21 protein-coding genes and 2 riboswitches are annotated in these 20,469 nt (G+C 71.7%); of the genes, 14 read left to right on the plus strand and 7 right to left on the minus strand.

All coding sequences use genetic code 11. The features are described 5' to 3' along the window. Positions 1-96: 96 nt before the first annotated feature. Positions 97-1,116, minus strand: coding sequence for a mechanosensitive ion channel family protein (locus MJ604_RS08485; protein WP_243057899.1), 1,020 nt, complete (start codon positions 1,114-1,116; stop codon positions 97-99). Positions 1,117-1,177: 61 nt separating this feature from the next. Between MJ604_RS08485 and MJ604_RS08490 the strand changes: the two genes are divergently transcribed. Beyond that, positions 1,178-1,534, plus strand: coding sequence for a hypothetical protein (locus tag MJ604_RS08490; RefSeq protein WP_243057900.1), 357 nt, complete (start codon positions 1,178-1,180; stop codon positions 1,532-1,534). After that, positions 1,521-1,904 (plus strand): DUF5130 family protein, encoded by a 384-nt coding sequence (locus MJ604_RS08495; protein WP_243057901.1) that lies wholly within the window; start codon positions 1,521-1,523, stop codon positions 1,902-1,904. The genes MJ604_RS08490 and MJ604_RS08495 overlap by 14 nt, the downstream gene beginning before the upstream one ends. A gap of 273 nt (positions 1,905-2,177) precedes the next feature. Here MJ604_RS08495 and pepN read toward each other — a convergent pair whose 3' ends face one another. Beyond that, a complete protein-coding gene (gene pepN / locus MJ604_RS08500) occupies positions 2,178-4,715 on the minus strand; it encodes an aminopeptidase N (protein ID WP_243057902.1) in 2,538 nt (845 codons plus the stop codon). Positions 4,716-4,770: 55 nt separating this feature from the next. Between pepN and chrA the strand changes: the two genes are divergently transcribed. Together chrA and MJ604_RS08510 are read left to right on the plus strand one after the other, a co-directional pair. Continuing rightward, positions 4,771-6,135 (plus strand): chromate efflux transporter, encoded by a 1,365-nt coding sequence (gene chrA, locus MJ604_RS08505; protein ID WP_374458344.1) that lies wholly within the window; start codon positions 4,771-4,773, stop codon positions 6,133-6,135. A 39-nt stretch (positions 6,136-6,174) separates the two neighbouring features. After that, a complete protein-coding gene (locus tag MJ604_RS08510) occupies positions 6,175-6,774 on the plus strand; it encodes a DsbA family protein (RefSeq protein WP_243057904.1) in 600 nt (199 codons plus the stop codon). Between the two features lie 285 nt (positions 6,775-7,059). Here MJ604_RS08510 and MJ604_RS08515 read toward each other — a convergent pair whose 3' ends face one another. After that, positions 7,060-7,740, minus strand: a complete 681-nt coding sequence (locus tag MJ604_RS08515) for a GPP34 family phosphoprotein (RefSeq protein WP_243057905.1) — start codon at positions 7,738-7,740, stop codon at positions 7,060-7,062. A gap of 60 nt (positions 7,741-7,800) precedes the next feature. Between MJ604_RS08515 and metG the strand changes: the two genes are divergently transcribed. From metG to MJ604_RS08535, 4 genes are read left to right on the plus strand one after another with little or no spacing between them, the layout of a single operon-like run. Then, the gene (gene metG / locus MJ604_RS08520) at positions 7,801-9,588 is read left to right on the plus strand and encodes a methionine--tRNA ligase (protein ID WP_243057906.1); all 1,788 of its coding nucleotides are present in this window, start codon (positions 7,801-7,803) and stop codon (positions 9,586-9,588) included. Between the two features lie 7 nt (positions 9,589-9,595). Further along, on the plus strand, positions 9,596-10,261 hold the full coding sequence (locus MJ604_RS08525) for a CTP synthase (RefSeq protein WP_243057907.1): 666 nt from the start codon (positions 9,596-9,598) through the stop codon (positions 10,259-10,261). 9 nt (positions 10,262-10,270) lie between these two features. After that, on the plus strand, positions 10,271-10,882 hold the full coding sequence (locus tag MJ604_RS08530; RefSeq protein ID WP_243057908.1) for a LysE family translocator: 612 nt from the start codon (positions 10,271-10,273) through the stop codon (positions 10,880-10,882). Between the two features lie 6 nt (positions 10,883-10,888). Beyond that, entirely contained in the window at positions 10,889-11,710 is an 822-nt protein-coding gene (locus tag MJ604_RS08535; protein WP_243057909.1) for an SAM-dependent methyltransferase, read from the plus strand. On the opposite strand, the gene MJ604_RS08540 is transcribed toward MJ604_RS08535, so the two are convergent. The 3 genes from MJ604_RS08540 to MJ604_RS08550 are packed head-to-tail and all read right to left on the minus strand — an operon-like array spanning position 11,694 to position 12,838. Next, the gene (locus tag MJ604_RS08540) at positions 11,694-12,005 is read right to left on the minus strand and encodes a putative quinol monooxygenase (RefSeq protein ID WP_243057910.1); all 312 of its coding nucleotides are present in this window, start codon (positions 12,003-12,005) and stop codon (positions 11,694-11,696) included. The genes MJ604_RS08535 and MJ604_RS08540 overlap by 17 nt on opposite strands. A 3-nt stretch (positions 12,006-12,008) precedes the next feature. Then, complete coding sequence (gene arfB, locus MJ604_RS08545; RefSeq protein ID WP_243057911.1) at positions 12,009-12,431, minus strand: alternative ribosome rescue aminoacyl-tRNA hydrolase ArfB; 423 nt, start codon at positions 12,429-12,431, stop codon at positions 12,009-12,011. After that, positions 12,428-12,838, minus strand: a complete 411-nt coding sequence (locus MJ604_RS08550) for a CoA-binding protein (RefSeq protein WP_243057912.1) — start codon at positions 12,836-12,838, stop codon at positions 12,428-12,430. Before MJ604_RS08550 ends, arfB begins: the two co-directional genes overlap by 4 nt. A gap of 147 nt (positions 12,839-12,985) precedes the next feature. Here MJ604_RS08550 and MJ604_RS08555 point away from each other — a divergent pair, with 147 nt between their 5' ends. The 6 genes from MJ604_RS08555 (at position 12,986) to MJ604_RS08580 (ending at position 19,112) form a co-directional block, all read left to right on the plus strand. Continuing rightward, on the plus strand, positions 12,986-13,888 hold the full coding sequence (locus MJ604_RS08555) for a DUF6801 domain-containing protein (protein ID WP_243057913.1): 903 nt from the start codon (positions 12,986-12,988) through the stop codon (positions 13,886-13,888). Between the two features lie 103 nt (positions 13,889-13,991). Further along, positions 13,992-15,164, plus strand: coding sequence for an acyl-CoA dehydrogenase family protein (locus MJ604_RS08560; protein ID WP_243057914.1), 1,173 nt, complete (start codon positions 13,992-13,994; stop codon positions 15,162-15,164). An 8-nt stretch (positions 15,165-15,172) separates the two neighbouring features. Then, positions 15,173-15,367: riboswitch (cobalamin riboswitch) on the plus strand. A 55-nt stretch (positions 15,368-15,422) separates the two neighbouring features. Then, on the plus strand, positions 15,423-16,247 hold the full coding sequence (locus MJ604_RS08565) for a nitrite reductase (RefSeq protein WP_243057915.1): 825 nt from the start codon (positions 15,423-15,425) through the stop codon (positions 16,245-16,247). Further along, positions 16,244-16,900 (plus strand): precorrin-8X methylmutase, encoded by a 657-nt coding sequence (locus tag MJ604_RS08570; protein ID WP_243057916.1) that lies wholly within the window; start codon positions 16,244-16,246, stop codon positions 16,898-16,900. The genes MJ604_RS08565 and MJ604_RS08570 overlap by 4 nt, the downstream gene beginning before the upstream one ends. Further along, on the plus strand, positions 16,897-18,378 hold the full coding sequence (locus MJ604_RS08575; RefSeq protein WP_243057917.1) for a precorrin-2 C(20)-methyltransferase: 1,482 nt from the start codon (positions 16,897-16,899) through the stop codon (positions 18,376-18,378). The genes MJ604_RS08570 and MJ604_RS08575 overlap by 4 nt, the downstream gene beginning before the upstream one ends. After that, a complete protein-coding gene (locus MJ604_RS08580; protein WP_243057918.1) occupies positions 18,375-19,112 on the plus strand; it encodes a cobalt-precorrin-4/precorrin-4 C(11)-methyltransferase in 738 nt (245 codons plus the stop codon). Before MJ604_RS08575 ends, MJ604_RS08580 begins: the two co-directional genes overlap by 4 nt. Here the strand turns inward: MJ604_RS08580 and cbiE are convergent. Beyond that, positions 19,079-20,263 carry a precorrin-6y C5,15-methyltransferase (decarboxylating) subunit CbiE gene (cbiE, locus tag MJ604_RS08585; protein ID WP_279235693.1) on the minus strand — a complete coding sequence of 395 codons (1,185 nt, stop codon included), beginning with the start codon at positions 20,261-20,263 and terminating at the stop codon, positions 19,079-19,081. The genes MJ604_RS08580 and cbiE overlap by 34 nt on opposite strands. Positions 20,264-20,322: 59 nt before the next feature. Further along, positions 20,323-20,464, plus strand: a riboswitch (cobalamin riboswitch). The last annotated feature ends 5 nt before the right edge of the window (positions 20,465-20,469 follow it).

The following is a 20,469-nucleotide window of genomic DNA, read 5'->3' on the forward strand; positions in this document are numbered from 1 at the left end:
GCGCAGCGGACCCGCTGATGGTGGTCGAGCGAGCCGCGCGGCTGAGGAACGAAGTCGCGACCGGCGTGTCGAGACCCAGCTAGCGCATCGGCAACATCAGTCGCGGACGGGCTCTTCCCCCTCGGGGGAGGGGCCCGTCTTCGCTTGCCGCTGCCAGACGACCTGCTGGGGGATCGCGATCTCGATGCCCTCGTGGTCGAAGCGGGCCTTGATCCGCTCGCGCAGCGCCCGGGCGATCGCCCACTGCTCCATCGGCTGGGTCTTGAGGAGCACCCGCAGCGTGATGCCGTCGGGGTCGAACAGCTCGACGCCGGTGACCTCGGGCTCCTCGATGACCACGCCCCGGAAGTCCTCGTCGTCCCACAGGTCGTGGGCGACGTCGCGCAGCACCGCCTGCACCCGCGCGAGGTCCTCCTGGTAGCCGACCTTGATGTCGACCACCGCGCGCGACCAGTTCTGGCTCATGTTGCCGACGCGCAGGATCTCGCCGTTCGGGACGTACCAGACCGTGCCGTTGAGGTCGCGCAGGCGCGTGACCCGCAGGCTGACCGCCTCGATCGTGCCGCTCGCCTCGCCGACGTCGACCACGTCGCCGACGCCGTACTGGTCCTCGAAGATCATGAAGATGCCGGACAGGAAGTCCTTCACCAGCGACTGGGCGCCGAAGCCGAGCGCGATGCCGATGATGCCGGCGCTGGCGATGATCGGCGCGATGTTCACGCCGAGCTCGCTGAGGATCATCGTCCCGAAGATCGCGATCAGCAGGCCGGTGATGATGCTCTTGAGCAGGTCGCCCATCGTCTTGGCTCGCTGCACCCGGCGCGTCGCCGTGGCCAGGTCGCGGGCCTCCGCGTGCTGGGCGGCCTTGCCGCGGAACCCGAACCGGCTGATCTTGTCGGGCAGCATGCCGTCCTCGGCGCTGGCCACCAGGCGGTCGACCACCCGGTTCAGGATCCAGCGGATCACGAAGAACAGCAGGAGCAGCATCGCGATCGTGAGCGGCCGCCCGATCAGCACGTCGGAGGCGTTCGCCAACGTCTGGTTGTCGGTCCAGTCCATGACCTGCTCGCAGATGTCGTGACCTGACTCACAGGTGGCGTCGTCGAAGCCGAACATGGGCCCCATGTCTACCGCACCGGGCAAGAACTCGGGGGCGCGGGGACGATACGCTTCACCCGTGACCACGAAGCTCGCTCACCTCGTCCGCCGTACCTCCGCCGTCCTCGTCACGGTGGGTCTCGTCGCCCTGGCCGGGCCGGCCGGCGCGGACACTCCCGAGAACTGGACGGGTGAGCCGCCGTACGAGATCGACGGCGTGCACGCGGCGCTGATCTTCGTCGGCATCCCGGTCCTGCTGTTCGCGGTCATCACGCTGCTCGTGCTGCTGCCCAGCCTGATCCGCGGCGAGCGGTTCACGGTCGGTGGCCAGGCGACCGCCGACCAGTGGTTCGGTGGCCCCTCGAAGGGCACCGCCGAGCTGCCGGCGGCCGACGACAAGGACTCGAAGGCGGGTGGCGCAAGTGCCCGTTGGTGAGCTCAACACCGCGGAGCGGTACCAGGTCGACGAGGCGATCCGTCAGGCCGAGCAGATCTCGCGCTTCGAGTTCAGCGTGTTCGTCGGGCGCGTCGACGGCGAGCCGCGCGCGTTCGCGACCCGGCTGCACAACTCGCTGGTCGCGCCGGCGCGCAGCATCCTGATCCTGGTGGACCCGAACGCCCGGGTCCTCGAGATCGTCACCGGCGGCGTCGTACGCCGCAACCTCACCGACCGCGAGGTCGAGCTGACCGCGTTCCAGATGCAGGCGTCGTTCGCCGAGGGCAACCTGGTCGACGGCTTGCGCCGCGGGATCCAGCAGCTGGCTGAGCACGCGCGGGCGCCTGAGACGCTCCACGCCGAGTCGTAACCGCGCGGGGGCGCGGCTCCGGATGCGGTCCTCGCCCGGCATGAGCGTCCTGCCTCGCCGCCGGCGGCGGCCCCGCGGCTGCGCCACGGGTCGCTTACCTCGCCGTGTCTCCGCTTCGCTCCGCCACGCCTCGGTTTCACGCTTCCCCGCGGCGCTGCCCCGTGCCGCCGGCGGCGGCTGTGTTGGCTGCTCGCGTTCTCGGTTGTCACCTTCGTGAAATGGGAGAAGGGGCCGTGAGCTGCTGCGCAGCTCACGGCCCCTTCTGTCCTTCGGTCAGCCTTGGGCGTCGCGCTTCTGGGCGGCGAGGGCGCGCAGGACGTCGGCGCGGCCTTCCTGGACGTAGCGCAGGGCGCCCTTGGGGGCGTCGTTGTCGGCGAGCCAGGCGTCGACGCGCTCGACGAGGGCCTCGGAGCCGAGGGCCTTGGGGAAGCCGTACTCGAGGAGGACGGAGCCCTTGTGGAAGCCGAGGTTGTCGATGACGGTCTCCGCGGCCTCGAGGTAGAGCTCGAGGTACGGCGCGACGACCTCGTCCTGGCCGTAGCGGAAGATCGAGAAGACCGTCTCGCGGTGGGTCTCGTTCGGCGTGCCGGGGTCGAGGATGGCGCGCCAGCCGTCGGCCTTCGCCTCCGCGGTCGGCTGGGCGACCCGGGCGGCGGCGGCCTTCTCCTTGCCCGAGATGGTGTTGTCCTTCTCGAGCTCGGCGTCGATCTCGGTGTCGCCGAAGCGGCCGGCGGCGGCCAGTGAGGTGATCAGCGTCCAGCGCAGGTCCTGGTCGACCGCGAGGCCGTCGACGACGAACGAGCCGTCGAGCAGGCCGGCGACGTCACCGAGGGCGGCGTCGCTGTGGGCGACGGCGGCGTACGCCCGGGCGAACGTCAGCTGGTGGTCGCTGCCCGGCTCGGCGGCGAGCAGCAGGTCGCGCAGGCCGGACTCCCACTCGGCGCGCAGCGCGGCGCGCCCCTCGGGGGCGCTGTAGGCGTTGACGGCCATCGCGGCGTACGTCGGGATGCGGGTGACGCCCCACGAGTCGGTCTCGGAGCCGATGTTCGCCAGCACCAGGCGGACGAAGTCGGTGGCGGCCATCTCGGCGTCGCGGGTCATGTCCCAGGCGGCGCCCCAGACGAGGGCGCGCGCGAGCGAGTCGTCGAGCTTGGAGAGCCCGCCGATGACGGTCGCGAGCGAGCGCTCGTCGAGACGGATCTTGGCGAACGCGTGGTCGTTGTCGTTGAGCAGCATCAGGTCGGGCTGCTTCACGCCGACGAGCGCGGGGACCTCGGTCTCCGGGCCCTCCACGTCGATCTCGAGGTAGTCGCGGCGGACCAGGCGGCCGTCGACCTCGTCGTACAGGCCGAGGCCGAGGCGGTGGCGGCGCAGGGTCGGGTGGTCCGGGTGCGCGGTCTGCCGGACCGTGAACGACGAGTAGGCGTCGCCGTCGAGGTCGAACGCCGGGGTGAGGGTGTTCACGCCGGCGGTCTGCAGCCACTCCTGGGCCCAGCTCTGGAGCTCGCGGCCCGACGACTTCTCGAGGGCGAGGAGGAGGTCACCGAACTCGGCGTTGCCGAACTCGTGGTCCTTGAAGTACTGGCGCAGGCCGGCGAGGAACGGCTCCAGGCCGACCCAGGCGACGAGCTGCTTGAGCACCGACGCCCCCTTGGCGTAGGTGATCATGTCGAAGTTGACCTCGACCGCGTGCAGGTCGACGTTGTCGGCCGCGATCGGGTGGGTGCTGGGCAGCTGGTCGGCGCGGTAGCCGGTCTGCTTGCGGGCGTTGGTGAAGCCGGTCCACGCGTCGGTGAACTCGGTGGCCTCGGCCTCGCAGAAGTAGCAGGCCCACTCGGCGAACGACTCGTTCAGCCAGAGGTCGTCCCACCACTTCATGGTGACCAGGTCGCCGAACCACATGTGCGCCATCTCGTGGGTGATGACGGAGGCGCGGAACTCGTAGAACGAGCGCGGCTGGCGGCTGCGGGGGAGGTACTCGTCGCGCAGGGTCACGCAGCCGGCGTTCTCCATCGCGCCCATGTTGTACTCCGGCACGTAGAGCTGGTCGTACTTGCCGAACGGGTACGGGTAGTCGAACTGCTCCTCGAAGAACTCGAAGCTCTGCTTGGTGAGCTTCACGAGCTCGTCGACGTCGAGGTACTCGACGAGCGACTGGCGGCAGTAGTGGCCGAGCGGGATGTCGCCGTGCTTGCCGTTGTAGACGTGCTGGACCTCGTGGTACTCGCCGGCGACGATCGCGGTGATGTACGTCGACATCCGCTTGGTCGGCTCGAAGCGCCACACGCCCTTCTCGCCGTCGACCTCGGGCTCCGGCGAGGGGGAGTTCGAGACGACCTTCCAGCTGCTCGGGGCGGTCACGGTGAACTGGAACGGCGCCTTGAGGTCGGGCTGCTCGAACGTCGTGAAGACGCGGCGGGCGTCCGGGACCTCGAACTGCGAGTACAGGTAGACGCGGCCGTCGGCCGGGTCCACGAAGCGGTGCAGGCCCTCACCGGTGTGGGAGTAGGTGCAGTCCGCGCGGACGACGAGCACGTTCTCGGCCTGCAGGCCGGGCAGCGCGATGCGGCTGTCGGCGTACGCCGTGGCCGGGTCGAGCGGCTCGCCGTTCAGCGTGATCTCGTGGACGATCGCGTCCACGAGGTCGGCGAACGTCTCGCTGCCGGGCTCGCGCGAGGTGAACTCGATCGTGGTCGTCGATCCGAAGGTCTTGTCGCCCGTCGTGAGGTCCAGTTCGATGGAGTACGACGTGACGTCCAGGAGGGCGGCGCGGGTGGCGGCCTCGTCCCGGGTGAGGTTGGTTCCAGGCATGCCTAGCATCCTGCCATTGGGCAGGTCACCCGCGAAAAGCGGAATCCCCGGCATGATGTCCCGCGTGATCGACCGTGGCCGGAACGTCATCCCGCTGCGCGACGCTTTCCGGGCCTGGTTCGCGATCTCGTGGCAGACGTTCGGTGGGCCGGCGGGGCAGATCGCGGTCATGCACCGCGAGCTCGTCGAGGAGCGGCGCTGGATCGGCGAGCGCCGGTTCCTGCACGCGATGAGCTACTGCATGCTGCTGCCCGGCCCGGAGGCCCAGCAGCTCGCGGTCTACAGCGGCTGGCTGCTCAACGGCTGGCTGGGCGGGCTGATCGCGGGGGTCCTGTTCGTGATCCCGGGGCTGATCACGATCCTCGCGCTCTCGTGGGTGTACGTCGCCCACGGGGACTCGACCCTCGTCACCGGCGTGCTGCTCGGGCTGGCCGCCGCGGTGATCCCGATCGTGCTGCAGGCGGTGCTGCGGCTCGGCAAGCGGGCCGTGATGAACCGGGTGCTGCTGGTGCTGGCGGTGCTCGCCTTCGTCGCCCTGGCGGTGCTGGCGGTCCCGTTCCCGCTGGTCGTGCTCGCGGCCGGCCTGGTCGGCTGGCTGCTCGGCCGGCGCCGGCCGGACCTGGTCCGGATCCCGGACCCCCACCTGACCCCCGACGAGGTGCCGCCGCTGATCCCCGACGACGCGTTGCACACCGCGCCCCGGTCGGGCCGGCGCTCGCTGGCGATCCTGGTCGCCGGCCTGGCGATCTGGGTCGCGCCGGTCGTCGCGGCGTACGCCCTCGCCGGTGGGCAGTCGACGGTCTTCACCGACCAGGGGCTGTTCTTCGGCGGGATGGCGCTGGTGACGTTCGGCGGTGCGTACGCCGTGCTGTCCTACGTCGCGCAGGCGGCGGTCGAGCACTACGGCTGGCTGAGCGCCCAGGAGATGGTGCGCGGGCTGGCGCTCGCCGAGACGACGCCCGGCCCGCTGATCATGGTCGTGCAGTTCGTCGCGTTCCTCGGCGCGTTCCGCGCCCCGGGCGAGCTGGACCCGTGGGCGGCCGCGGTGCTCGCGTCGCTGATCGTCGTGTGGGTGACGTTCGTGCCGTGCTTCCTGTTCATCTTCCTGGGCGCGCCGTACGTCGAACGGCTGCGCGGCAACGAGCCGCTGTCGGCGGCGCTGACCGGCGTCACCGCCGCGGTCGTCGGCGTGATCGCGAACCTCGCCTACTACTTCACCGTGCACACGCTGTTCGCGGAGACCACGCACGCGGGGCTCGAGCACCTCGGCCTGCTGGTGCCGGTGTGGTCGTCGTTCCAGTGGGAGCCGGCCGTGCTCGGCGTGCTCGGCACGGTGCTGATCTTCGGGCTCAGGTGGCCGGTGCTGCGCTCGCTCGGCGTGTGCGGTCTCGCGGGACTGGCGGTCGCCTATCTCGTCTGACGGGGAATGCGGACCCCGGTCCGGTTTGTTCCGTCCGATATGACCAATGCTGACTTCTGGTTCGACCCCGCCTGCCCGTTCGCCTGGATCACCTCGCGCTGGATCCTCGAGGTGGAGAAGGTCCGTGACATCGAGGTCACCTGGCAGATCATGAGCCTGGCCTACCTGAACCAGGACAAGGACATCTCGCCGGAGTACCGCGAGTTCCTCTCGACCGCGTGGCAGCCGGTGCGCGTGCTGATGGCCGCCGAGCAGAAGTACGGCAAGGAGGTGCTCCTCCCGCTCTACACCGCGATGGGCACCCGCATCCACATCGAGAAGCAGGCCAAGGACCGCGACATGATCGAGGCCGCGCTTGCCGACGCCGGCCTCGACCTCTCCCTCGCCGACGCCATGGACGACTCGTCGTACGACGAGGCGATCGCCGCGTCCCACGAGGCGGGCATGAGCCAGGTCGGCAACGAGGTCGGCACCCCGACCATCGCGTTCGAGGGCCGCGCGTTCTTCGGCCCCGTGATCAGCAAGGCCCCCCGGGGCGAGGACGCCGGCCGGATGTGGGACGCGTTCGTCACCCTGTCGAAGTTCGAGCACTTCTACGAGCTGAAGCGCAGCCGGACCGAGGACCTCGACTTCAGCTGAGCGGAGCCGCGTCAGCGGCTGTGCTGATCGTGGTCGAGCGAGCCGACGTCGGCGCTCGTACGAGAGGTCTCGACAGGCTCGACCACCGGGTCGGTGGGGTCTCGACAGGCTCGACCACCGGGTCGGTGGGGTCTCGACAGGCTCGACCACCGGGTCGGTGGGGTCTCGACAGGCTCGACCACCGGGTCGGTGGGGTCTCGACAGGCTCGACCACCGGGTCGGTGGGGTCTCGACAGGCTCGACCACCGGGTCGGTGGGGTCTCGACAGGCTCGACCACCGCTGCGTCAACTGGCGCTGGAGGCCGCCACGGCGCCGGCGACGGCCACCGCGGCGACGGCGGCGGTCGCGGCGCTGATGGCGTCCTTCACGGCCTTGGCCGCCCAAGCGCCCTCGGAGATCTCCTTGGCGCGCTTGCGGACGACCTTCGCGGGCACCCCGTCGTGGTCGACGACCTTGTGGGCTCGGTCGACCGCGGACAGCAGCGCGATCAGCGCGGCGGTCCGCTCGTCGGGCTCGACGCCCTGCACCAGCGCGGCGGTGAGGCGGTACCGGACCGCCCGCTCGTGACCCGGCTCGACGGTCGGCCAGCGCTTGGTCGGGAACAGGCCCAGCACCTTGGTGTCCTGGCGCGCGAGGATGCCGCGAGCGACGAGGCGGTCGGCGAGCTCGTCGCGCCGGTTCTTGCCGAGCCGGGTGACCAGGTCCTGAGCCGTGCGCGGCCGCTCCGCGACCACGTCGTACGCCGCGGCGAGCGTGGGGTCCTCGGGTCGGGCGTCGGCCACCGTGCGCACCTTCGCGGTGCTCCACATCCCGGCCTTCTCCTGGACCTCGACCGCGCCGATCAGGGCGAGCTCGGTGAGCACTGCGCCACCGAGGGCGGCCGGCAGGTTGATCGTTCCCGTGACGGCGCCCTTGGTGTCGTCGAGCACCAGCAGGAGCAGGTCCTCTGAGATCAGCGTCTCCATGCAGGAACGCTAGCAACGGCCCCTGGCAATCCAGTGGCGCAGACTCAATAGGATCAACCCATGACTCGTGTTCTGTCCGCCGTCGCCTGGCCGTACGCCAACGGCCCGCGCCACATCGGCCACGTTGCCGGTTTCGGTGTGCCCTCCGACGTCTTCAGTCGGTACATGCGGATGGCGGGCCACGAGGTGCTGATGGTCTCCGGCTCCGACGAGCACGGGACGCCGATCCTGATCGCCGCCGGCGAGGAGGGGCTGACCCCGCAGGAGCTCGCCGACCGCAACCACCGGGTCATCGCCGAGGACCTCGCGGCGCTGGGTCTCACCTACGACCTCTACACCCGCACCACCACGCGCAACCACCACGCGGTGGTGCAGGAGCTGTTCCTCGGTGTGTACGAGAACGGCTACTTCGTCGAGCAGACGACGTACGGCGCGATCTCGCCGTCGACCGGCCGCACGCTGCCGGACCGCTACATCGAGGGCACCTGCCCGATCTGCGGGTACGACGGCGCGCGCGGCGACCAGTGCGACAACTGCGGCAACCAGCTCGACCCGCACGACCTGATCGACCCGCGCTCGAAGATCAACGGCGAGACGCCGGAGTTCATCGACACCCAGCACTTCTTCCTCGACCTGCCGGCGCTGGCCGACGCGCTGACCGAGTGGCTCGACGAGCGCGAGGCGACCGGGCTGTGGCGGCCGAACGTGATCCGGTTCAGCCAGAACATCCTCAAGGAGATCCGGCCGCGGGCGATGACCCGCGACATCGACTGGGGCATCGCCGTACCGCTCGACGGCTGGCGCGACGACCCGACCAAGAAGCTCTACGTCTGGTTCGACGCGGTGATCGGCTACCTCTCGGCCAGCATCGAGTGGGCCCGCCGCCAGGGCGACCCGGACCGCTGGCGCGAGTGGTGGAACGAGCCCGCGGCCGAGTCCTACTACTTCATGGGCAAGGACAACATCACCTTCCACAGCCAGATCTGGCCGGCGGAGCTGCTGGCCTACTCCGGCAAGGGCAGCAGGGGCGGCACGCCGCGGCAGTACGGCGAGCTCAACCTGCCCACCGAGGTCGTGAGCAGCGAGTTCCTGACCATGGAGGGCAAGAAGTTCTCGTCCTCGAAGAAGGTCGTGATCTACGTGCGCGACCTGCTGAGCCGCTACCAGCCCGACGCGTTCCGCTACTTCGTCGCGGCGGCCGGCCCGGAGAACCAGGACTCCGACTTCACGTGGTCGGAGTTCGTGCGCCGCACCAACGACGAACTGGTCGCGGGCTGGGGCAACCTGGTCAACCGTACCGCGACCCTGATCGCCAAGAACTTCGGCGAGATCCCGAAGGCCGGCGAGCTCACCACCGAGGACCAGGCTGTCCTCGACGCGACCCTGGCCGCCTTCACCAGCGTCGGCGAGCTGCTCGAGCGGCACCGCCTCAAGCAGGCGATCGGCGAGGCGATGCGCGTCGTGGCCGAGGTGAACAAGTACGTCTCCGACACCGAGCCGTGGAAGATCAAGGACGACCCCGAGCGTCTCGGGACGGTCCTGCACGTCGTCGCGCAGTGCGTCGCGGACCTCAACCTGGTGCTGTCGCCGTTCCTGCCGTTCTCGGCCAACGAGGTCGACAAGGCGCTCGGCGGCGCCGGCGACGTGGCGCCGATGCCGCGGATCGAGGAGGCCGACGACCTGGACGGCGGCGCGCCGTACCCGATCATCACGGGCGACTACTCGAGCACCCCGCGCTGGGAGCGGCGCCTGATCGTGCCCGGCACGCCGGTCGCGAAGCCGACGCCGATCTTCACCAAGCTCGACCCGTCGGTGGTCGACGAGGAGCTGGCCAGGCTTGGGGAGTGACCGGGGCGTGATCGCGCTCCTGGGGGACGACCGCGGTCACCGCAGCCACCAGGAGCTCAACGCGCTGCGGCCGATGCTCGCCGACATGGGGGCCGACACGAGGTGGGTGCCGACCGACTCGGCGTTCGACATCCGCGAGTACGACGGCGTCTGGCTGGTGCCGGGCTCGCCGTACGCCGACGACGACGCGGTGCTCCGAGCGCTGACCGTCGTCCGCGAGCAGGGCATCGCGTTCATCGGCTCGTGCGGCGGCATGCAGTACGCCGTCATCGAGTTCACGCGGTCGGTGCTCGGCGAGTCCGCGACCCACGCCGAGTCCGACGGTGAGGCTGACGACAACGTCGTCACCGCGCTCGCCTGCAGCCTGTACGGCGAGGAGCGGCTGGTCACGCCGGTGCCCGGCACCCGCTTCGCGGAGATCGTCGAGGAGCCGTTCGTCGGCATGCACTTCTGCAACTACGCGCCGACCGCCGAGGCGGTGCGACGTCTCGAGAAGGCCGGCGTGGTCGTCGGGGCGACCGCCGACGACGCGGGCGCCGAGGTGCTCGAGTTCCCGGACCACCCGTTCTACGTCACCAGCATGTTCCAGCCGCACATCGGCGCGCTGGCCGGGAAGCCCGTGCACCCGCTGGTCCGCGCTTTCACGGCAGCGGTCGCGGCCCGCAACCGCTAACGTCGCGGCATGAGCATCGCCTTCCTGGTCACGGCGCTCGTGATCGTCGCGACGCCCGGCACGGGCGCGCTCTACACGATCGCCACCGGGCTGGCGCGCGGCACCCGGGCAAGCGTCCTGGCGGCGTTCGCCTGCACCCTGGGCACCCTCCCGCACCTGCTCGCCGCGATCACCGGCCTGGCCGCGGTGCTGCACGCGAGCGGTGTCGCGTTCCAGACGATCAAGTACCTCGGCGTCGCCTACCTGCTGTGGATGGCCTGGGCCACCTGGCGCGACACCGGCGCCCTGTCCGTCGATGCCGGCACGACCCCGGGCTCGCGCCGGCAGGTGCTGGTCGCCGGCATCACCTTGAACCTGCTCAACCCGAAGCTGACGATCTTCTTCTTCGCCTTCCTCCCGCAGTTCGTGCCGGCCGGCACTCCGCACGAGGTGCCAAGGATGCTGGCGTTGAGCGCGGTCTTCATGGCGATGACGTTCGTCGTCTTCGCGACGTACGGCGCCGCGGCCGCCGCCCTGCGCGACCGGGTCCTCACCCGGCCGCGGGTGGTGCGCCGGATCCGGCAGGCGTTCGCGGCGTCCTTCGTGGCGCTCAGCGCGCGGCTCGCGGTCGAGTCGCGGTAGTCAGGCGTGCGTGACGGCGAGCCGAGCCGGACGGCGTTCGGCGCGGCGGCGCTCCGGGCGGCGCACCAGGACGACCCGGACCCGATCTTCACCGACCCGCTCGCGGTGCAGATCCTCGGCGACGACACCCCGCCCGACCGGGCGTGGGACCAGCCGCGGCTGCGACTGTTCATCGCCGTACGCCACCGGTTCGCCGAGGACGCCCTCGCCGCCGCGGTCGCCCGCGGCACCCGTCAGGTCGTGGTGCTCGGTGCCGGGCTCGACACGTTCGCCTACCGCAACCCCTACGCGGACACCCGGGTCTTCGAGGTCGACCACCCGGCGACCGGCGGTTGGAAGCGCGAGCGGCTGGCCGAGACCGGCATCGACGTACCTGCGAACGTCACGTACGTCGCCGTCGACTTCGAGCGCGACGCCTTGGCCGCGCGGCTGACGGCCGCCGGCTTCGACGTGACGCGGCCGGCGTTCTTCCTGTGGCTCGGCGTGGTGCCGTACCTGTCGGTCGACGCGATCCGCGCGACGCTGGCCGTGGTCGCGAGCGTCCCCGACGGCGAGGTGGCCCTCGACTACGTGCGGCCGGTCGACCGGGCGCCCGCCGAGGCCCGCGCCGCCCGCCAGGAGCTCGTCGCGAACGTGGCCGGGTTGGGCGAGCCGCTGCAGCCCGGACTCGAGTCCGAGGAGCTGCACGCGATGCTCGCCGAGCTCGGCTTCGGTGACGTCGAGGACGTCGGCCGCCGCGAGATCCGCAGCCGCTACCTCGGGCTGCCGCCGGGCGACGCCGACGGCGACGCCCACGTGCTGCGGGCTCGCGTCACCCGGCCGGGATGACGTCGTACTCCGCGACGTCGGCGGCGAGGATCGTCGCCCGCTGGTCGTCGCTCGGTCCGCTGCCGCGGAACGCCTCGAGCGAGGCGCGCGAGTCCCACCGTTCGAGGACGGTCACCCGGGCCGGGTCGACGAGGTCGGCACCGACGGCGAACTCCCGGCACCCGGGCGCGCGGCGCGCGGCCTCGACGACCGGCACGCAGCCCTCCAGGTAGGCCGCCCGCTCTGCGGGATCGACGGTGAGGTGGCCGGCCACGATGATCATGGTGATGGGACCGAGCAGCGGGCTCGGACTCATCGGTCACTGGTCGCGCACGCGCCCGCGCATCGACTTGGTCTGGCCGCGCTGCTTCTTCGCGTCGAGCCGGCGCTGCTGGGAGCCGCGGGTCGGCTTCGTCGGCCGGCGAGGTGGGGGAGGCGGGGCCAGTGCCGCCTTGATCCGCTCCACCAGCCGCTCGCGGGCGGCGACCCGGTTGCGGTGCTGGGAGCGGTGCTCGGACGCCACGATCACCACCGGCGAGCCGACCCGTCCGACCAGCCGGGCCCGCTGTGCGTCGGAGAGCACGCCGGAGGTGGCGACGTCGTACTCGAGCTCCACCCGGCTGTCGGTGGTGTTCACCGACTGCCCGCCCGGCCCCGAGGACCGCGAGAACCGCTCCACCAGCTCGACGGCCGGGATGACCAGCCGGGCGTCGATGACCAGGTCTTCTCCAGGTCGGCTCAACCGCGCCGCCGCCACTCGATCAGGGGACAGGTGTCCATGACCATCGGTACCCCCGCGGCGGTGGTGCGCTCGAACGCCGCCTCGTCGACGACCCCGAGCTGGAACCAGACGGCCCCGGCGCCGACCGCGACCGCCTGGTCGGCGAACTCGCCGGCCGCCGCCGAGCGCCGGAACACGTCGACGACGTCGAGGGGGAAGGGGACGTCGGCGAGCGTGGCGTACCCCTGCTCGCCGAGCACGATCGGGGCGTCCGGGTGGATCGGCACGATGCGCTTCCCGCGGGCCTGGAGGGCGCGAGCCACGCCGTACGCCGTCCTGCTCGGATCGCCCGACAGGCCGACGACCGCCCACGTCTCGGCGTCGTCGAGCATCGCCTCGACCCAGTCCGAACGCTGCCAGTCCGCCATGCGTCCATTGTATTTCAGGACGACGGTTTCCCATTTTTGCAAACTTTCAGGGGTTCCCTCCCCGGCGCCGACAGCCACCAGTTAACGTGACGCCCGTCGCACTACCTCCTGGTAGCGCACTCGAGTTGCTCGGGAGGGAGCACACACATGAATCTTCGAAAGATCAGCACCCGCGTCGTCGTCGCCGGTGCCACCACCGCGCTGGCCGCAGGCGCGCTCGTCGGCGTGACCGGCACGCCCGCCAACGCCGCAACCGGCTCGGCCGGCTACACCTGCTCCGTGGCCGGTCAGTCGCTGCCGATCACCGTCGCCGCGACCGGTGAGATCCCGGTCAACTCGCTGGCGACCGGCACCGAGATCAGCGGCCTGGCGATCCCGGTCGGCGTCGACTTCACGCTGCCCGCCGCCGTCGCCCAGGGCCTCAAGGGCTTCGGCGTGAACACCGTCGGCATCGCCGGCGCCGGCTTCGGTCTCGCGCTGGGCTCCAAGAGCATCCCGGTCTCGGGCATCACCACCGCCGACCCGGACGCCGAGGGCCCGAAGGTCGCCGGCGACCCGCTGGTCCCGATCACCGAGGCCGACCTGGTCCTGCCGACCACCGGCGCCATCACCGAGGTCTCCACCCCGGCGCCGGGCAGCTACTCGATCTCGCTGCCGCAGTCGTTCACCGTGAACATCTCCACGGACTCGCTCGGCACCCTGCCGAACGTCCCCTGCACCCTGAACCAGGGCGAGGACCCGTCGATCATCCCGTTCGAGGTCACCAAGCAGGGCGCGACCGTCACCGGCAAGGCCCCGGCCTCGGTGAAGAAGAAGAAGGCGTTCAAGATCGTCGCCACCGTCCTGGGCAACAACGTCCCGGCCACCGGCAAGGTCGTCGCGTCGGAGAAGGGCAAGACCCTCGGCGAGGGCAAGCTCAAGAACGGCAAGGTCACGATCTCGATCAAGGGCATCAAGAAGCCCGGTCTGCACACGATCGACCTGAAGTACAAGGGTGACAAGCTCACCGCCCCGGCTGCGGGTGGCGTGTTCGTCAACGTCAAGAAGTAGCACCTGCTCGTCGAACACCCGGCCGGGTTCTGCCCCGGCCGGGTGTTCGCCATTTCGAGACCTGGCGTCGGGGGACCGAACCGGAAAATATACAATCTGGGTCATGAGCTCCGAGTTCCCCATGTACGCCCTCTCCGAGGAGCACCAGGCGATCCGCGAGGCCGTCCGGGCCGTCTGCGACGCCAAGGTCGCGCCGTTCGCCGCCGACGTCGACGAGCACGCGCGTTACCCGCAGGAGGCGGCAGACGCGCTGCTGGCCGCGGACTTCCACGCCCCGCACGTGCCGGAGGAGTACGGCGGCGCCGGGGCCGACGCCCTGGCCACCGTGCTCGTGATCGAGGAGGTCGCGCGCGCCTGCGCGTCGTCCAGCCTGATCCCCGCGGTGAACAAGCTCGGCTCGCTCCCGGTGCAGATCGCCGGCTCCGAGGACCTCAAGAAGAAGTACCTCGGTGCGCTGGCGCGCGGCGAGGGCGGCTTCTCGTACTGCCTGTCCGAGCCCGACGCCGGCTCCGACGCCGTCGGCATGAAGTGCCGCGCCGTCCGCGACGGTGACCACTACGTCCTCGACGGTGTGAAGCGCTGGATCACCAACGCCGGCGAGTCCGACTTCTACACCGTGATGGCCGTGACCGACCCCGAGAAGCGCAGCAAGGGCATCTCGGCGTTCGTCGTCGAGAAGTCCGACGAGGGCGTCTCCTTCGGTGCTCCGGAGAAGAAGCTCGGCATCAAGGGCTCGCCCACCCGCGAGGTCTACCTCGACAACGTGCGCATCCCGGCCGACCGGATGATCGGCGCCGAGGGCACCGGCTTCGAGACCGCGATGAAGACCCTCGACCACACCCGGGTCACGATCGCCGCGCAGGCGGTCGGCATCGCGCAGGGTGCGCTCGACTACGCGCTCGAGTACGCCAAGGAGCGCAAGCAGTTCGGCAAGCCGATCGCGGACTTCCAGGGCCTGCAGTTCATGCTCGCCGACATGGGCATGAAGGTCGAGGCGGCCCGTCAGATGACGTACGCCGCCGCCGGCCGCTCCGAGCGTGGCGACGCCGACCTCACCTTCTTCGGCGCCGCGGCCAAGTGCTTCGCCTCGGACGTCGCGATGGAGGTCACCGTGAACGCCGTGCAGGTGCTGGGTGGCTACGGCTACACCCGCGACTACCCGGTCGAGCGGATGATGCGCGACGCCAAGATCACCCAGATCTACGAGGGCACCAACCAGGTGCAGCGGATCGTGATGGCCCGCCAGCTCCTCGCCGGGGTGCAGAGCGAGCTCTGAGCACGACCACTAGACTGACCGCTGCCAGTCGTACTCCACTCGTGGGGTCAGGGAACCCGGTGCGAATCCGGGACTGACGCGCAGCGGTGAGGGTGACGGGCGGAGCGTGCCGGCGACGGCAGCCACTGGAGGTCGACTCCGGGAAGGTGCTCCGGCCCGGTTGAGCCCGAGTCCGAAGACCTGCTGGCCCTAGCGGCGACCGCCGCCAGGTCAGATGCGGATCCCGCGACAGGGTCCCAGACCTTAGGGGCTCCACCAGTGACAGTCATCCGCGATCGCGGCGACAAGTGCCCCGGGGCGATGCGCCCGTGGGAGGCGGACGACGGGATGCTGGTCCGGCTCCGGCTGATCGGTGGCCGGATCCCGTCCGACTCCCTGTGCGCCCTCGTCGACGCCGCCGAGCGGTACGGCGACGGGCGCGTCCACCTGACCGCGCGGGCGAACGTGCAGGTGCGCGCCTTCCCGGGCGCCGACGGCCGGCTGGACGACGACGCGCTCGCGGCGCTCGACGCGACCGGGCTGCTGCCGACCCGCACGCACGAGCTGGTCCGCAACGTGATGGTCTCCCCGCAGAGCGGGCTGGCCGGCGGCCGCGCCGACCTGCGCCCGGTCGCGGCGGAGCTCGACCGGCTGGTGTGCGCGAGCCCCGCCCTGGCCGGGCTCCCGGGCCGGTTCCTGTTCGTGCTCGACGACGGCCGCGGTGACCTCGTCGACCGCACGTGCGACCTCGGCCTGGTGGTGCTCGACGAGGACACCGCCCAGCTCCGCGTCGGTGGCCACTGGGGCGAGGTGGTCGCGCTGGACGCGGCCGCGGCTGTGATCGTCGACCTGGCGCACGACTTCGTCGACCGGCGCGGGGCGGCGTGGCACGTGGCCGAGCTCGACCGCCCCCTGGCTCCGGCGCTGCGACCGGACGCGCGGGTCCCGAGCCCGAGCGAGCGACTGCCCCACGGCCTGGTCCCCGGCGGCCGACACGTCGTCATGCCCGCGGGGATCGACCGCCCGCTGCTCGGGCGGCTCGACGCCCCCGAGCTCGTCGTCACGCCCTGGCGCGGCGTACTCGTCCCGGAGGAGACCCGATGAGGCCGCCCACCCGCCACTACGACTACGTCACGAGCGGGCCCGACATCTACGTCGACTCGTTCGCGACGATCCGCCGCGAGGCCGACCTCAGCGGTGTCCCGGCCGATGCCGAGAAGCTCGCGGTGCGGATGATCCACGGCAGCGGCCAGGTGGACCTGGCCGCCGACCTCGTGGTGCACCCGCGCCTGGTCGTCGCCGCCCGGGCCGCGCTGGAGGCGGGCGCGCCGATCCTCTGCGACGCCACGATGGTCGCCACCGGCGTCACCCGGAGCCGGCTGCCCCGCGACAACGACGTCGTCTGCCTGCTCAACGACGAGCGCGTGCCGGCCCTCGCGCAGGAGTGGCGCACGACCCGGACGGCGGCCGCCGTGTCGCTGTGGGAGCCGCGGCTGGAAGGCGCCGTCGTCGCGATCGGCAACGCGCCGACCGCGCTGTTCCACCTGCTGGAGATGGTCCTCGACGGCGGGCCGCGTCCGGCCGCGATCGTCGGCTGTCCGGTGGGCTTCATCGGCGCCGCCGAGTCCAAGCAGGCGCTGATCGACCTCCAGATCCAGCACGATCTCGACATCCCGTACGTCACCGTCCGCGGCCGCCGAGGCGGCTCCGCGATGACGTCGTCGGCCCTCAACGCACTGGCTCAGGAGCAGGAATGACCGGCCACTTCTACGGCGTCGGCGTCGGCCCCGGCGACCCCGAGCTGATCACCCGCAAGGCCGCCCGCCTCATCCAGAGCGCCGACGTGATCGCGTTCCACGCCGGGGTCGGCAAGGAGTCGAACGCGCGCCGCATCGCCGCCGAGCTGTTCCCCGCCGGCGTGGTCGAGGAGCAGCTGACCTACCCGGTCACGACCGGGACGACCGACCACCCGGGCGGGTACGCCGGCGCGCTGGCCGACTTCTACGAGCAGTCCGCCGCCCGGCTGGCCGCGCACCTCGACGCCGGCCGCGACGTCGTCCTGCTGTCCGAGGGTGACCCGCTGTTCTACGGGTCGTACATGTACATGCACGACCGGCTGGCCGAGCGGTACCCGACCGAGATCGTGCCCGGCGTCCCCGCCTTCCTCGCCGCCACCGCGGCCGTCGCCAGCCCGCTGGTCCGCCAGACCGACGTGCTCACGGTGCTGCCCGGCACGCTGCCCGAGCCCGAGCTCGCCCGCCGGCTGGCCGGCACCGACGGCGCGATCATCATGAAGCTCGGCCGCACGTTCCCGGTCGTCGTCCGCGCCCTCGAGGCCGCCGGCCGGCTCGGTGACGCGATGTACGTCGAACGCGCGTCGATGCCCGAGCAGCGCTGGCTTCCGGTGGCCGAGGTCGACGCCGAGACCGTGCCGTACTTCTCGCTGATCGTCGTCACCGGCGACTCGCGCAACGGGCAGCGGTCCCGCGTCGTGGCGGAGCCGTCGGCGGCCGAGCTGCTCGTCGTCGGTCTCGGCCCAGGACCCGAGTCCTGGTTGACCCCTGAGGTCTCGGCGGCGCTTGCCGAGGTGAGCCACGTCGTCGGCTACGGGCCCTACGTCGACCGGGTCCCGCAGCGCGCCGGGCTCACCCGGCACGCCTCCGGCAACACCGTCGAGGTCGATCGCGCCCGGCACGCCCTCGAGCTCGCGAGGGCGGGGGAGAAGGTCGCGGTCGTCTCCGGCGGCGACGCCGGGGTGTTCGGCATGGCGGCCGCGGTCTTCGAGGCCGCCGAGGACCCGGCGTACGCCGGTGTCGCGATCCGCGTGCTGCCCGGGGTCAGTGCCGTGCAGGCGGTGGCGGCCCGGGCCGGGGCGCCGATCGGGGCGGACTTCGCGGTGGTGTCGCTGTCGGACCGGCTCAAGCCCTGGGCGGTCGTCGAGCGGCGGCTGCGCGCGATCGCCGAGGCCGACCTGGTGCTCGCGATCTACAACCCCGCGTCGCGCTCGCGTACCGAGCAGGTCGCGACCGCGCAGCAGGTGCTGCTGGAGCACCGCAAGCCGGACACGGTCGTCGTCGTCGGTCGCGACGTGGGCCGGGCCGAGGAGTCGCTGACCGTCACGACGCTGAGCGAGCTGGACCCGGCGAGCATCGACATGAAGTGCCTGCTGATCGTCGGCGCCGAGTCGACGCGGGTGAGCCCGGCCGGCGTCTGGACGCCGAGGTTCGTGGAATGACCGTCCACTTCGTCGGCGCCGGCCCGGGCGCGGCCGACCTGCTGACCGTGCGCGCGACGCGGCTGCTGGCGTCGGCGGACGTGGTGCTCTACCCGGGCACGTACCTCGACCCCGAGGTCCTCAGCCACGTCAGCCCGGACGCGGAGCTCGTCGACACCCAGGACCTCGACCTGGACCAGATCACGGAGCGACTGGTCTCCGGCGGCGACGTCGTGCGGCTCGTCTCCGGCGACCCGTCGGTGTACTCCGCGCTCGCCGAGCAGACCCGCCGGCTCGACGCGGCCGGCGTCGCGTGGGACGTCACCCCGGGCGTGCCGGCGTACGCCGCTGCGGCCGCCGAGGTCGGTCGCGAGCTGACGGTCCCGCTGCTCGCCCAGTCGGTCGTGCTGACCCGCACCCGGGCACGGTCGACGGCGATGCCGGAGTCCGAGTCGCTGACCGCCTTCGCGCGCACCGGCGCGACGCTGGTGCTGCACCTCGCGATCACGCGCACCCGCGAGCTGATGGCCGAGATCGCGCCGGAGTACGGCGCCGACTGCCCGGTCGTCGTCGTCCACCGCGCGAGCCAGCCCGAGCAGCAGGTGCTGCGCGGCACCGTCGCGACGATCGCCGACGCGGTGGAGGCCGCCGGTCTCAGGCAGGCGGCGGTGATCCTCGTCGGCCGTGCCCTCGACCCACGCCCGGGCGGTGAGTCCTACCTCTACGACCCGGCGCGGGTCCGGAACGCCCACTGAGTCACGGCCCGCGCCGGCGTCCAGCCGGTGAACGTGCCGATCGGGGCGGTGGTCTCGACGCTGATCCGGGTGAGCTCGCCGCCGTGGTCGGCGTACGCCGCGGCGAGCAGCTGCTCGGTCTCGAGCGTCACGCCGTGGACGACGATCCGGCCGCCCGGCCGCAGCACTCCCAGGCAGGCGTCGAGCACGCCGGGTGCGGTCGCGCCGCCGCCGATGAAGACCGCGTCGGGAGACCGCAGGCCGGCCAGCGCGTCGGGTGCCGGGCCGTTCACGACCTGTAGGTCCGGAACGCCCAGAGCCCTTGCGTTGCTGGCGATCCGGGCCGCGCGCTCGGCGTTCGCCTCGACGGCCGTGGTCGTGCAGGACGGGTGCGCGCGCATCCACTCGATGCCGACGGAGCCGGCTCCGGCGCCGACGTCCCAGAGGTGCTCGCCAGGGACCGGCGCCAGCCTGGAGAGGGCGGAGGCGCGCAGGTCCCGCTTGGTCAGCTGGCCGTCGTGCTCGAAGGCGTCGTCCGGCAGCCCGGCGACCCAGCCGCCGGCCGGTGGTCCGCCGAGCTCGAGGGCGAGCACGTGCAGGGCGGGTACGTCGGCGGGCAGCTCGGCCGCAGTCGTCTCCAGGCGCGACTCCGTCGCCGACCCCAGGTCGCTGAGCACGGTCACCCGGGATCGGCCGTAGCCGGCGCCGACGAGCAGGCTCGCCACCGCCGGCGCGTCGGACGACAGCACGAGCACGCGATGCCCGGGAGCGAGCTGACGCAGGACGGCGTGCGGGTCCCGCCCCACCACCGTTACGACGGTCGAGGACTCCGCCGACCAGCCCATCCGGGCGCGCGCCAGTGCGACCGACGACACCGCGGGGAGGACGCGGACCCGCTCGGCGCCGAGCAGCTCGATCAGCGTCGTACCGATGCCGGACACCAACGGGTCACCCGACGCGAGCGCGACTGCGGTGCCGTCCAGGGATGCGAGCAACGACGGCAGTCCGTCGCGGAGCGGCGAGGGCCAAGGCTCGCGGCGCTGGCCGGGCACGTCGGGGAGGAGGTCGAGGTGCCGTCGCCCGCCCAGCACGACCGACGCGGACGTCACCTCGTCGCGAGCCGCCGCGGGGAGCCCCGCCCAGCCGTCGGCGCCGATGCCCACCACGATCATCACGCGGCCAGACGCTATCGTGTCCGCCAACAGGCACGAGGTGCCCCAACGGCCCGGCCATCGGAAACGGTGGGAAGGGTGGGCGGGGAGAATCTGGGAAGCCGGTGAGACTCCGGCACAGGCCCGCTGCGGTGAGCCGAGCCTTCGCGAGAGCGAGGGACTCGACAAGTCCGAAGACCGGCCTCGCGCCCGACCATGACCCATGG

It is taken from the genome of Nocardioides sp. SR21, assembly GCF_022761125.1.
Classification (GTDB): Bacteria; Actinomycetota; Actinomycetes; order Propionibacteriales; family Nocardioidaceae; genus Nocardioides.